Source organism: Marinomonas sp. CT5 (assembly GCF_018336975.1).
In the GTDB taxonomy this organism is placed as follows: Bacteria; Pseudomonadota; Gammaproteobacteria; order Pseudomonadales; family Marinomonadaceae; genus Marinomonas.
Genome location: NZ_CP025572.1, coordinates 995,017 through 1,008,158 on the forward strand (window position 1 = coordinate 995,017; position 13,142 = coordinate 1,008,158).

Consider the following 13,142-nt stretch of genomic DNA (forward strand, 5'->3'; position numbering starts at 1 on the left):
AGAGAAGCAAAGTAAGAGCCTTTTAACTAGACTTACTTTTCCATATAAGTTTGGTCTTCTTTGGGTAAATTACCGTCATTTATTACGGCTTCAAATGCCTTAAGACGTTTGTAGATTGATAGCAATTCTACGATGGTTGTCCAAGAATTGATTAGGTATTGGAAAGAATTTTCCACCTGATTGAAAGCATTTAACACACGCTGCATGATACCTAATGTGAAGGCTCCAGCGATAATTGAAGGGGCTAGGACTATCAGTGGTACAAATTGCCCCACGTTTATATAACCAAAGCGAACAATGTTAAAGTATAAGTAGTTCTTATAGAGGCGGAAGTAGTTTTTTCGTACATTGGCAAAAAGTTCCTCAAGGCTGATTGGTGTTGCTCTTTCAGGATGGTCTTCACCATAGACTAATTCTTTTCGATAAGCAGCTTCTACACGTTGATTTTTGAACTCTAATCCAGGAAGTTTTATACCTGCCAATGCTAGCAAGAGCGTTCCAAAAATTGACCACATAATTGCTGTGAATACCAAGGCTTGAGGGACTTCGCCGATAAGTGGGAGCGTTTTAACGTATCCAGACAGACTCCATAAAATAGGCAAAAAAGCAATTAAAGTCATAATGGATCTTAAAAGACTCACCCCAAGCCCTTCAACAATAGATGCGAAACGCATTGTATCTTCTTGAATACGTTGTGATGCACCTTCAATATGGCGAACTTGGCTCCATTTAGAAGTGTAATAACTTGTCATTGCCGTTCGCCAACGAAAAACGAAGTGGCTAACAAAGAAATTACTTAAGACTGCAACTGTAATCGCTACCATTATGATAATCGCGACAGAAGATAGCTCTGAGTAATAGGTGGCAATAGGAATACTGTTTGGCGATGCTAAGGCATTTTGAATGAGGTCATAAAATTTTCCATACCATTCGTTAAGCATTACACTTACTTGTACTTGAAACCATGTAATGAAGACAATTCCTGCCGACCCAAGTACAGACCATTTAGACCATTTTTGCCCACCATATATCATCCAGAAACCAACAAATAAGCCGTAACAAAGTGACATATATTGGTATAACCATACATCTAATGCCGTACTTTGTGCACTTTGGAAAGCAGCTTGTGCAGCAGTGTCGGCATCACTTGCGAGGGCGTCAGGAAAATGAACGCCAAACCAAGATCCAAGGCTTAAAGCGGAGCCTAAGTCCTGTATAACGCTATACCAACCAATGACGCAAATTAGAGCCCAGAGGGCGAAACTTAGAAAGAAGAGTTTGGGTTTTGGAAAGAAAGAATGAAACACGGTTTAGTTTCTCTATTAGTTGGATACATCAATAGCCATCGGTTCTAGAAGGGAATGGCGCTGTATTGGAGCTTAAACCACTCAGGTCATAAGCACAATTAATAAGCGATTAAGGAATCAGCAAATAAGGCGACAATTTATTCAAGTAAAGTTACTTTTGCTATGATTGCGGCCTATATAATCTAGATAAATTGATGGAGTCTCCATGGATCAGGTTGAGGTGTATTTGATCAGCGCGTTTTCGTTATCAGAACAAGGAGGAAATCTAGCAGGTGTGGTTTTGCATGCGGATAGTTTAACGGATACTCAAAAACAATCTATTGCTAAACAAGTTGGTGTATCAGAAACCGCATTTATCAGTAGAAGTGATAAAGCTGACTTCCAGTTATCTTTTTTCACGCCTTCAATTGAAGTGGATTTTTGTGGTCATGCAACGCTAGGGGCGTTTTGGTTGTTGCATCACCTTGGGCATATATCTGTAGGTTTCTATCAGCAAGAAACCAAAGCGGGTGTATTAGGTGTGGAAGTGTTATCGAATGGGCGCATTATAATGAATCAAAGTTTACCTCTTTGGTCTACAAAGTTTAGCGCAGACGAAATAGCACCTATGTTGGGTATTCAGCCTGACTTTATTATTCAATTAGGTTTGCCGATTCAAGCCTTATCCACAGGGTTGGTGGATGTGATGGTTCCTGTTCCTTTTGGTATGCTGGATGACTTAGTGGTAGATAGTGATGCGATAAGTACGTTTTGTAAGCAGCATGAGTTCGTAGGCTTTCACGTCTTTGAATTAGCTCCTGTGGGAGCAGGGTACACAGCAAGCTGTCGAAACTTTGCACCTGCTGTGGATATACCAGAAGAGTCTGCAACGGGTAGTTCTAGCGGCGCGCTTGCATGTTATTTAAATCGTTTTTTTGGTTATGAGAAGATGGTTTTTCAGCAAGGGAGGGCAATGAAAATGACATCACAAATAACAGCAGAATTAAGGCTGCAAAATGGAGAAGTAACTGAAGTAAAAGTAGGTGGAGAGGGTGCGTTGGTTAAAAAAGTTTTCATTGAAGTTTAGCCCATAAAAAAATCGGACCTAAGTCCGATTTTTAATCTGTTATTAGCAATTAATAAAACTTAATTTGCTTTGTTATTTGCTACCACTTTTGCAACAGCTTTATCCAGACGAGCAAGACCATCAGCAATGTCTTGTTCAGTAATAATCAGGGATGGTGCTAAACGTAATACGTTTGGACCTGCAACAAGCACAAATAAACCTTCTTCTGCGGCGGCTTTGACGATTTCACCCGCTTTACCTGCTAAGTCATCAATAACTTCTGCACCGATTAAAAGACCCATGCCGCGGATATCTTTGAATACATGGTACTTATCGTTAATGGCTTTTAGACCTTCAACAAATAAATCATGGCGTTTATTAACACCATTCAATACTTCAGGTGTGTCAATGATATCGATCACGGCTTCAGCAATAGCACAGGCCATTGGGTTGCCGCCATAAGTACTGCCGTGAGTACCAAAAGCCAGGCTCTTAGCCGCTTTTTCTGTTGCTAACATGGCACTAACAGGAAATCCATTACCTAACGCTTTGGCTGTCGTTAACACATCAGGTTTTACGCCAAGCTGTTCATAGGCATACAGAGTACCAGTACGACCAACACCGGATTGCACTTCGTCATACACTAACAGCGCGTTGTATTGATCGCAGAGTTCACGTACTTGCTTAGCAAATTCAATATCCGCCGGAATAATTCCGCCTTCGCCTTGAATTGGCTCCATGACAACAGCGCAGGTTTTATCGCTAATAATGGCTTTAAGCTGCTCAATGTCGTTGTAATCGCAATGTTTGATCCCACCTGGTGTTGGCTCGAAACCTTCTTTGTATTTTGCTTGTCCGCCGACAGAAACGGTAAACAAAGTACGCCCGTGGAAGGACTTATAGAAAGCGATAATTTCGTGTTTTTCTGGACCAAAATGATCAAACGCGTAACGGCGAGCAAGTTTGAAAGCGGCCTCATTAGCTTCTGCACCACTGTTTGCAAAAAATACTCGATCGGCAAAAGTCTTCTCAGTTAACTTTTTAGCTAATCGTAGAGCGGGTTCGTTGGTCATAGTATTTGATAAATGCCAAATTTGCCCAGCTTGCTCACGCATGACGTTGACTAGAGTAGGATTAGAATGCCCCAATGCAGTGACGGCAATGCCACCTGCAAAATCGACGTATTCTTTGCCTTCTTTGTCCCATACGCGAGAGCCTTCGCCACGCACTGGAATAACCGCAGAAGGTGCGTAGTTGGGAACCATTACTTCGTCAAAGGTTGCTCTCGTTACTTGTTGTGTCACTTCTCTATCCATCTCGAAAAAAGGCCTCTTAAAAATAGGTGGCCGCAATGGCGGCCACCAGTGGTTTTATATCAGATTTCTCAACTCGCGAATAGCGACAGTTACCATAGCAAGTGTTAATTCGCTTTCGGCTTTTATTTCACTAAAAGTCGCGCGGTAATGCTTGATGCTGTCATTATTTAATTCGCGCCAATGAGTCAAACGTTGTTCCAGTTTCTTAATGTCGGAACTGGACTGAATGACCTCTTGGGTGAGGGTTCTTAAACTATTATCTACCTCGTCACCTAGACCCGTTTTTGCTCGGCGTTGCCACATATCGTCCGCGGATAATTCGCTTACTTTATGGCGTAACCAGTGCAACTCTAAGTCCATTTCAAGAGCAAAGTAGGTTTGAGCTACATCCAATACTTCTGTTTCTGTGTTTGCCGCAACACGAATAATATCTAATCCGAAGAAGAGATAATGAAGAGACGATAGTCTTTCCGCAATGTCGGCAGGGATATTTTGCTCTTCTAGGCCGGTGGCAATATCGGCTAAATGCGCTTGACTCGATTCTGTCAAAATAGCCTGCATATTGGCTCTAATGACTTCCACTCCCGGTTTGTAGGTGTCTTTCAGCTTTTGAATAGACAAGCTTTCACGGGTATTGCGCAATAACCAAAGTGTCGCACGTTCTAGTAATCCTTGGATGCGGATTAGTAAACTATTTAATACTGAGTTTTCAACGGCAAAGTCTAGTCCATTGATGGCATCCCAAAGTGTCGGGATATCAAAAATGTCTTCTGCTGCCATGTAAGCACGAACGACGTTTAAAGAAGATGCGCCCGTTTCTTCTTGCATGTATGTGCTGAATGTTGGCCCCATTCGGTTGCCGACGTTATTCGTCACATGTCCTGCGATGATTTCTTGAATCAAAGGGTGTGACGCCATCTGGCTGCCAAAATGTTTGGTTAACTGAGTCGGGAAGTATTCATTGATTTGCGTCGTTAAGTCTGCATCTTCACCAATGCCATCTTCAACGAGTTGTTCAGACAGTTTGATCTTAGAATAAGCCAGTAGCACTGAAATTTCAGGGCGCGTTAGACCTAAACCTTTGTTAAGACGCTTTTTAATTTGTGAATCACTTGGCAAGTATTCGATTTCGCGATTCAAACGACCTTCTCTTACAAGAGATTGAATTAAGCGCCAATGGTCAGTTAAGCGTTCTTGAGCTTGCGCATTTGCCAAAGACAAGACATGACTTTGACCGCGGTTATGGCGCAAGACAAGGCTACCCACTTCGTCCGTCATTTCTGCAAGCAAGTTGTTGCGCTGTTTCTCTGTAAGGTCGCCATTTTCAACCACGCGGTTAAGCAAAATCTTAATGTTGACCTCATGGTCGGAGCTGTCTACACCGGCCGAGTTATCAATGGCATCGGTGCTGATTAAACCGCCTTTCTGAGCGAATTCAATACGACCTAGCTGTGTTAAGCCAAGGTTTCCGCCTTCACCGACGATTTTGCAGCGTAGTTCTTTGCCGTTGACACGTAATCCATTGTTGGCACTGTCACCTGCATCGGCATGGGATTCGCCTTCGGATTTAACATAGGTGCCGATTCCACCGTTCCAAAGTAGGTCTACTGGTGCTTTTAAGATGGCGTTAATCAAATCTGTTGGTGCCATGGACTTGATGTTGCCTTCGATACCTAAGGCTTTGCGAATATCTGCATTGATCGGAATGGATTTCGCAGAGCGGTTGAAGATGCCGCCACCTTTGGAAATAAGCTCTTTATTGTAATCCTCCCAAGATGAGCGAGGTAATTTGAACATGCGTTCACGTTCAGCGAATGATGTGGCTGCATCTGGGGTTGGGTCAATAAAGATATGCATGTGGTTAAATGCCGCAATGAGTCGAGTATGCTCGGAAAGAAGCATGCCGTTACCAAATACGTCACCTGCCATATCGCCAACGCCGACGGCTGTAAAATCGGTTGTTTGGCAGTTAATGCCAATTTCTTTGAATTGACGTTTAACTGACTCCCAAGCTCCTCGTGCCGTGATCCCCATTTTTTTGTGGTCATAGCCGTTAGAGCCACCAGAAGCAAAGGCGTCGCCTAACCAGAAACCATATTTGGCAGAAATACTGTTGGCTAAGTCGGAGAAAGTGGCGGTTCCTTTATCGGCTGCTACTACTAAGTATGGGTCATCTTCATCATATCGAAGTACAGATAATGGCGGAACAATTTCGTTTTGTACTAGGTTATCTGTAATGTCCAACAAGCCACTGATGAAAGTGGTATAGCAATGGATAACTTCGGCTTGCACTTCTTCACGGGAAGCATTCTTTTTCAGTTGTTTAGCAACAAAGCCGCCTTTTGCACCAGAGGGTACAATAACGGCGTTTTTCACCATTTGTGCTTTAACAAGACCGAGTACTTCGGTACGGAAATCTTCCATGCGGTCTGACCAGCGCAAACCACCACGGGCTACTTTGCCGCCACGCATATGCACACCTTCAACCCAAGGTGCATAGACGAATATTTCGAATTTTGGTCTTGGTAGTGGTACTGCTGGTATCAAGGTTGGGTCTAGTTTAAAAGAGACATAGTCTTTGACTTCACCGTCCGCATCAGTTTGGTAGAAGTTAGTTCGTAACATGGCTTGAATCACAGATAAGTAGTGTTTCAAGATGCGGTCTTCATCCAAGTTAGCGACTTGATCCAACTCAAGATCAATCTTTTCAAGCAGTTTTTGTATTTTTTCATCACGCTTTGTTTCTTGGTTAGGGTTAAAGCGTTGTTCGAACAATTGAACCAATAAGCGAGCAATGGGGGCATTTTTCTCAAGTGTTTGTTGCATGTACTGCAATGAGAAAGGTACTTGCAATTGCATCAAGTATTTAGTCAATGCGCGTAGCATAGTGACTTGGCGCCAAGTTAAGGAGGCGCTTAGTACTAATGCGTTGAAGCGATCGTTTTCTACGCGGCGGCTGAATACTTGGTTGAATGCATCTTGGAAAGCTTCACGCTGAGAATTTTTATCAAGATTTATGTCTGCATCCACACTGATGGCAAACTCGACGACCCAAGTGTTCGTTTCACCATCCCCATTTTGATCTAATTCGTATGGACGAGCTTCTAATACTCGCAGCCCCATATATTCTAAAATAGGTAAAACGTCAGATAGAACGAGAGTTGTGCCTGCCCCATAGACTTTGAAGAAGTAATTGTTTTTGGTTTGGCCAACTTGTCGATAGATATGAGTTGAAATATCCCCCTCACCAGCTAATTGGCCTAAACGTTCAATGTCTAAGACGGCGGCATTTGGCGAAAAGTCTTCACGGTAAGCGGCGGGTAAATAAGGCACATAGTCGTTAAATAAAAGATTACCGCTTTCTTCACCATTACTTTTATGCAGCGCTGATAATAACTTGTCTTCCCATGAGCTCATCGCATCTTGCATTTTACGTTGAACATCTTCAGCGTCGATGGTTGGACTTTGCTTAGGGTCTGCGATTTGAATGGTGAAATTTACGCGTGCCAAAACGAGTTGCGAGAATTGCACATTGAATTCAGCACTGGTGCCATTGCAAGCATTCATTAAGATGTCTTGCATCTTCATACGTAATTCAGTGTTGTAACGGTCTCTTGGTACGTAAACTAAGGCATTTAAAAAACGGCCATAAATATCTTTACGCAGAAAAACTCGTAATTGGCGGCGCTCTTGAATTGCGAGAATGCTTTCGATAGTTGTGAAGAGTTCTTCAGCTGGGGCCTGCAGCATTTCATCACGTGGATAGCTGTTGAGAATGTGCTTAAGATTTTTGCCTTTGTGACTATTTGGATCCACATTGGCTTTTTCAACAATGATGTTCAGTTTTTTTCGCAGTAAAGGAATGTCTTGTAAACGAGCAATGTAAGCCGCAGATGAGTACAAACCAAAGAAGCGCCACTCACCAATGACGTTACCTTTTTTGTCAAAACGTTTTACGCCAAGGTAATCAAGGTGAACGGGTCTATGAACAGTGGAAACTGCTGTAGATTTGGTTAAAACAAGAATGTTGCTTGGGTCTACCGCTAACTTGGCTAAGTTATCTTGTAGAACGATGTCACGTTTAACCTTTTTATCGTTGATGTCACGGAAGGTGCCAAGTCCAGAGCCTTCAACCAATTTAAGATGTGTTTCATTGCCTTCAACAGAAAGGTCATAGGCACGGAAACCGATAAAGGTGAAGTGGTCGTTGACGACCCAGCGTAAGAAATCAAGGGTTTCTTGGTGTTCTTCATTGTTTTTTAAATGTGCGAGTTGTTCTGACTCATTGATGGCATCACTCAATTTAGCCTTCATGGTTGGCCAATCAGCAACTGTTTTCTTTACATCAACTAAACTGTTAAGCAGTTCTTCTTTTATTTTATCTAATAAGTTGATGTCTGATAGGCGATCAATTTCAAAGCGCATTAAAGCTTCATAAGATTTGGAAGATGGATTAATGCCTTGTAGTTCACCTTTTTTATTACGGTTAACAGGAACGACTGGGTGTGCTGTTAAGTGGATAGTGTGGCCAAGGCGAACCAGTGCCATATTAAAAGATGATACAAGGAAGGGCATGTCATCCGTTAAAATTTCGATAACAGTATGAGTAGATTGCCAGCTGTGCTCCTCGTGGTTCGGGTTGTATACACGCACTTTTGGCTGGTTAATAGGGCGCTGTTGTAAGAAATCCCATAGACAAAGAATGGTGCCATACAGGTTCTCAATCGATTCGTTGACCAAATCTTCTGTTAAAGAGTCCTGGAAATAAAGATGCGTTAGTTGAATAAGGTTATTTGCTTCTTCCGCTTTAAAGTGTTCGTTGATCTCAACTTCAATGCGTTCGATTAATTCGTTTTTTTTGTAATCAGTCATTAGAACTCATCCCTCATGAGTGGTGTTCTTAATAAAACTAGTTGTAAATGCAATTTTACGAAAGTATCGGTTTTGGACTCTGCTTTAGGATATTATGAAAAACGACTCCTTTGGTAGTTGTGAAATTATCAAATAGCGACATATTATTGTGATGTCTGGTTAATTGGTCTAAAAAAGTCTTGCTCAATACGAAAAAAACCTTTGTTATCCATTTTAAACGAAATAAACTCCTTTTTTGCCTATAGTTCGCAGGATAATATTTTGTACAAGACTGAATTCGCATCAAGAGAAATCATGCAGGCGAGTAAAAAGCCTCAAAAATACGGTTTTTTGCTGTTGCCACACTATTCTATGTTGGGTTTTTCTTCTGCCATTGAAACATTGCATATGGCGAACTGGGTGGCAGGAAAAGAGCTATATTCTTTTTGTACTATTAGTCATGAAGAAAAAGAAATCCCTTCAAGTACGGGGGTTACAACCGTATCAGACTATCTTACTGGTGATGCTCCAAGCGATTTAGACGCCATTTTTGTCTGCGGTGCATCGCCAGCGATAAAAAACGAAAGTCAAAATTTAGAAAATTGGATCAAGAAACAGGCCAAAAAGCAGGTTGCACTTGGCGGTGTCTGCACAGGAAGTTATTTATTAGCCAAGGCTGGGTTATTAGATGGCTATCGAGCGACTATTCATTGGCGCAGTTTGGCGAATTTACGAGATGAGTTTTTGCAGACAATAGTGTCTGACCATCTTTTTGAAGTAGATCGAGATAGGTTTACCTGCAGTGGTGGGACAGCGGCTATGGATATGATGCTTTTCTTGATTGGTAAACAGCATGGTATGACATTGGCCAGTAGTATTTCTGAGCAATTCGTTTGTGAACGAATTCGTACTCATGAAGATCCACAAAGAATTCCTCTTCAAGCTCGTATAGGGACAGGTCAACCTAAGCTTGTCGAAGCTGTTCAGCTCATGGAAGCGAATATTCAAGAGCCTTTGTCATCGGATGATATTGCCTATCATGTTGGTGTTTCTAGACGACACCTAGAGCGACTGTTTAAAGGTAACTTAGGGATTGTTCCTTCACGTTACTATTTAGAATTACGTTTGCAACATGCTAAGCAATTGATTATCCAAACTGATAAAGCGATTACCGAGGTGGGGGTGGCGTGTGGATTTGGTTCGGCGCCCCATTTTAGTACCACCTACAAGGGCTTTTTTGGAATTACTCCAAGGGAAGAGCGTCATAAAATTCAAAATAAAAGCAAAGAAGTTGTCCAGATAGACAAGAAAAAGAGGCGGCTTTGGAAAAAGTAACTTAAAATACGGGTTACATTATTCTTGGCGTGATTCTTGTATTTATTAGGATGATAAGTATGGTGGCAGAAAACAGATTGTTTATCTGCTTTGTGTTGATTAAGCATCGGATGTTTATTTTCGCTAAATATAATAAGTTCATAAAATAAAGAAGGTATTGAAGCATGTCGAAAGTCCCGGCGTTAGAGCTCGTAGATATTCACAAGACGTTTGGCGATATTGAGGTGTTAAAAGGCATTTCTCTAAAGGCCTATGATGGCGATGTTATTTCCATTTTAGGATCAAGCGGCTCTGGTAAAAGTACTTTTTTACGTTGTGTAAATCTACTAGAGAACCCTACTCGAGGCGAGATTATCTTTAATGGTAATAAGCTTGATTTGATTCAAGGTGAGCCGGATTTGATCGCTGGGAATATGAAGCAATTGACTCAAATGCGCCAGCAAATAGGGTTTGTCTTTCAGAGTTTCAATTTATGGCCTCATATGACCATTCTACAGAATGTGATGGAAGGACCTTTACACGTTCTAAAACGTCCTAAGCATGAAGTTAAGGAATACGCTGAGCATTTGTTGCATAAAGTGGGCATTGCTGAGAAAAAAGATATGTATCCAAACCAGTTATCCGGTGGCCAACAGCAGCGAGTCGCTATTGCTAGAACCTTAGCAATGGACCCTCAGGTTATCTTATTTGATGAACCTACCTCTGCGCTTGATCCGGAATTGGTTGGTGAAGTATTAGGAGTGATGCGTAAACTTGCGGAAGAAGGTCGTACCATGCTTATAGTGACACATGAAATGAACTTTGCTCGTGAAGTTTCCAGTGAAGTCGTTTTTCTGCACCAAGGTGTGGTAGAGGAAAAAGGGACTCCCGATCAAGTATTTGGTGCGCCAAAATCTGAACGTTGTAAGGCGTTTATTTCAAGTGTGTTTTAAGTACAAAAGTGTGAGTTCAAGCTAAAAGTAATACAACATAAAAGCTAAAAAAACTAAATAATATATTAAGGGGATTAAAATGAATCTTAAAAAAATCGTTTTCGGGTCTACGTTGTTGTTAACCGCTGCGTTGTCATCTGTATCCGTTCAAGCGGCAGATAAAATTCGTTTTGCAACAGAAGGCGCTTGGGCACCATTTAACTTTATTGATTCGAATGGTAAGCCACAGGGCTTTGATGTTGATATTGCTCGTGCTTTATGTGCAAAAATGGAAGCGGACTGTGAGATTGTAACTCAGGATTGGGATGGTTTGATTCCAGGTCTTAAAGTACGAAAATTTGATGCGATTATTGCGTCTATGTCTATTACTGAAGACCGTCTTAAAGTAGTTGATTTTACTAATAAATATTACTCAGGTGGGTTGCGTTTCATGGGCCGCGTGGGTGACAAATTTGACCTTAATAATCTTGAAGGCAAAACGATTGGAGCACAGCGTGCGACATTAGGCGCGCAATACCTTGAAGATAATTTCACAGGCAAAGCTAATTTGAAGTTTTATGATAACCAAGACAATGTGTATTTAGACCTTGTTGCTGGTCGATTGGACATTGTGCTGTCAGATGAGCTTCCTACATATAACTGGTTAAAAACATCAGAAAGTGGTTCTAAGTTTGAATTTAAAGGCGAAGCTTTCATGAAAACCGATAACATTGGTATTGCCGTTCGTAAGGGTGATAACAAGCTAAAAGCAAAATTGAACAAAGCACTAGATGAGATTTTAGCTGATGGTATCTATCAGAAAATCAATGCTAAGTACTTCCCGTTCTCTATCTACTAAGTGTAGATAGTTCTTAGAGTTTCTCGGTGTAATAGCACCGAGAAACTCTTCAAGCTTACTCTGAGAAAAAAACTATGATTGATCTTCATGGATTCGGTGATCAGCTGCTGCAAGGTGCTGTTGTTACCTTAGAGCTAGCGCTGTCTTCACTGTTTGTTGGTTTGATTCTAGGATTATTGGGCGCCTCTGCTAAATTATCTTCCATCGCGGTTTTTCGCTGGATCGCCAATGGTTACACCACTATTATCCGTGGTATTCCTGAATTACTAACTGTACTTATCATCTATTTTGGTGCCACCAGTGTTTTAATGTCGATAGCCAGTTTATTTGGTTACGATGAATATATTGAGGTTGGCGCATTTGCAGCCGGTGTGACGGCACTTGGTTTGACTTTTGGCGCCTATGCGACTGAAGTGTTTCGAGGTGCTTTACAATCTATTCCTAAGGGGCAGCATGAAGCGGCAACCGCTTTAGGAATGGGGCCCATTCGAAAGTTTTATCGCATTGTTTTGCCACAGGTATGGCGAATTGCTTTGCCTGGGTTAGGGAATTTATTTCTGGTTTTGCTAAAAGATACTGCTTTGGTGTCTGTTGTTGGTCTAGAAGATATTATGCGCAAGGCAAATATTGCTGTCAGTAGTACAAAAGAAGCGTTTCTTTTTTATTTAGTTGCTGCATTCATGTATTTGGCTTTAACCATTATCTCTATGGTGTTCGTTTCCTACATGGAAAAGCGAGCAAGCCGTGGTTTAACTAGGGGATAATGTATGGATTTTTCAGTTGTTGTTGAGTACTTCCCTCGTTTGCTTGAAGGGGCTTGGGTTAGTATCCAGTTGGTACTTATCTCTATTGTGTTAGGTGGTGTTTTTGCTTTACCGATTGCTTTGGCACGAATTTCTCCTATTGGCTGGATTCGGGCTGTTCCTTTTGCCTATATCTTTTTCTTTCGTGGTACGCCCCTTTTGGTGCAGATCTTTTTAGTATACTACGGTGCGTCGCAATTTGATGTCGTACGAGAAAGTGTCTTATGGCCAATACTAAGGGAGCCGTTTTGGTGCGCTATTATAGCCTTTACGCTGAATACCTCAGCCTATACCGCTGAGATTTTTCGTGGCGCGATTCAAGCGATTCCTCCTGGGGAAGTCGAAGCCTGTAAAGTCATTGGTATGACGAAGTTTCAAATGTATCGACGCATCTTGTTGCCACGAGCATTTGGTATTGTATTGCCAGCGTATGGTAACGAAATTATTTTGATGCTGAAGGGGAGTGCATTGGCAAGTACCATCACTATTTTGGATTTGACTGGCATGGCGCGAACTATTATTGCAAGAACCTATACTCCGATGGAGATTTTCATTGCCGCCGGTGTTATCTATTTGGCGATTAGTATTGTCATTATTGCCATTTTTCGTCAAATTGAGCGCCGTCAAAACCGTTACTTGGGTACCTTGTCGATTAAGGTCCCAGATAAAGGCTGAGGTTTTAGTTTATAAATCTGACTTAAACAAACAAAGAGGC

At 41.7% G+C, this 13,142-nt stretch carries 9 protein-coding genes; 6 read left to right on the forward strand and 3 right to left on the reverse strand.

Going from position 1 to position 13,142, the window contains the following annotated elements:
* Nucleotides 1-32: 32 nt before the first annotated feature.
* Nucleotides 33-1,307, reverse strand: coding sequence for a peptide antibiotic transporter SbmA (gene sbmA, locus C0J08_RS04745; protein ID WP_212654962.1), 1,275 nt, complete (start codon nt 1,305-1,307; stop codon nt 33-35).
* 205 nt (nt 1,308-1,512) lie between these two features.
* On the opposite strand from sbmA, the gene C0J08_RS04750 reads away from it, so the two are divergent.
* Complete coding sequence (locus C0J08_RS04750) at nt 1,513-2,373, forward strand: PhzF family phenazine biosynthesis protein (RefSeq protein ID WP_212654963.1); 861 nt, start codon at nt 1,513-1,515, stop codon at nt 2,371-2,373.
* A 59-nt stretch (nt 2,374-2,432) separates the two neighbouring features.
* Here C0J08_RS04750 and C0J08_RS04755 read toward each other — a convergent pair whose 3' ends face one another.
* Together C0J08_RS04755 and C0J08_RS04760 are read right to left on the reverse strand one after the other, a co-directional pair.
* Nucleotides 2,433-3,668, reverse strand: coding sequence for an aspartate aminotransferase family protein (locus tag C0J08_RS04755; RefSeq protein WP_212654964.1), 1,236 nt, complete (start codon nt 3,666-3,668; stop codon nt 2,433-2,435).
* Between the two features lie 54 nt (nt 3,669-3,722).
* Entirely contained in the window at nt 3,723-8,540 is a 4,818-nt protein-coding gene (locus C0J08_RS04760; protein ID WP_212654965.1) for an NAD-glutamate dehydrogenase, read from the reverse strand.
* A gap of 294 nt (nt 8,541-8,834) precedes the next feature.
* Between C0J08_RS04760 and C0J08_RS04765 the strand changes: the two genes are divergently transcribed.
* From C0J08_RS04765 to C0J08_RS04785, 5 genes are all read left to right on the forward strand, one after another.
* On the forward strand, nt 8,835-9,854 hold the full coding sequence (locus C0J08_RS04765) for a GlxA family transcriptional regulator (RefSeq protein WP_212654966.1): 1,020 nt from the start codon (nt 8,835-8,837) through the stop codon (nt 9,852-9,854).
* Nucleotides 9,855-10,018: 164 nt separating this feature from the next.
* The gene (locus tag C0J08_RS04770) at nt 10,019-10,786 is read left to right on the forward strand and encodes an ABC transporter ATP-binding protein (protein ID WP_212654967.1); all 768 of its coding nucleotides are present in this window, start codon (nt 10,019-10,021) and stop codon (nt 10,784-10,786) included.
* Between the two features lie 79 nt (nt 10,787-10,865).
* Entirely contained in the window at nt 10,866-11,624 is a 759-nt protein-coding gene (locus tag C0J08_RS04775) for a transporter substrate-binding domain-containing protein (RefSeq protein ID WP_212654968.1), read from the forward strand.
* Between the two features lie 74 nt (nt 11,625-11,698).
* The gene (locus C0J08_RS04780; RefSeq protein ID WP_212654969.1) at nt 11,699-12,388 is read left to right on the forward strand and encodes an ABC transporter permease; all 690 of its coding nucleotides are present in this window, start codon (nt 11,699-11,701) and stop codon (nt 12,386-12,388) included.
* A gap of 3 nt (nt 12,389-12,391) precedes the next feature.
* Nucleotides 12,392-13,102 carry an ABC transporter permease gene (locus C0J08_RS04785; RefSeq protein ID WP_212654970.1) on the forward strand — a complete coding sequence of 237 codons (711 nt, stop codon included), beginning with the start codon at nt 12,392-12,394 and terminating at the stop codon, nt 13,100-13,102.
* The last annotated feature ends 40 nt before the right edge of the window (nt 13,103-13,142 follow it).

Coding starts and splice junctions, on each gene's coding strand:
- C0J08_RS04750 (WP_212654963.1), top strand. CDS start 1,513: ATGGATCAGGTTGAGGTGTATTTGATCAGCGCGTTTTCGTTATCAGAA.
- C0J08_RS04755 (WP_212654964.1), bottom strand. CDS start 3,668: ATGGATAGAGAAGTGACACAACAAGTAACGAGAGCAACCTTTGACGAA.
- C0J08_RS04760 (WP_212654965.1), bottom strand. CDS start 8,540: ATGACTGATTACAAAAAAAACGAATTAATCGAACGCATTGAAGTTGAG.
- C0J08_RS04765 (WP_212654966.1), top strand. CDS start 8,835: ATGCAGGCGAGTAAAAAGCCTCAAAAATACGGTTTTTTGCTGTTGCCA.
- C0J08_RS04770 (WP_212654967.1), top strand. CDS start 10,019: ATGTCGAAAGTCCCGGCGTTAGAGCTCGTAGATATTCACAAGACGTTT.
- C0J08_RS04775 (WP_212654968.1), top strand. CDS start 10,866: ATGAATCTTAAAAAAATCGTTTTCGGGTCTACGTTGTTGTTAACCGCT.
- C0J08_RS04780 (WP_212654969.1), top strand. CDS start 11,699: ATGATTGATCTTCATGGATTCGGTGATCAGCTGCTGCAAGGTGCTGTT.
- C0J08_RS04785 (WP_212654970.1), top strand. CDS start 12,392: ATGGATTTTTCAGTTGTTGTTGAGTACTTCCCTCGTTTGCTTGAAGGG.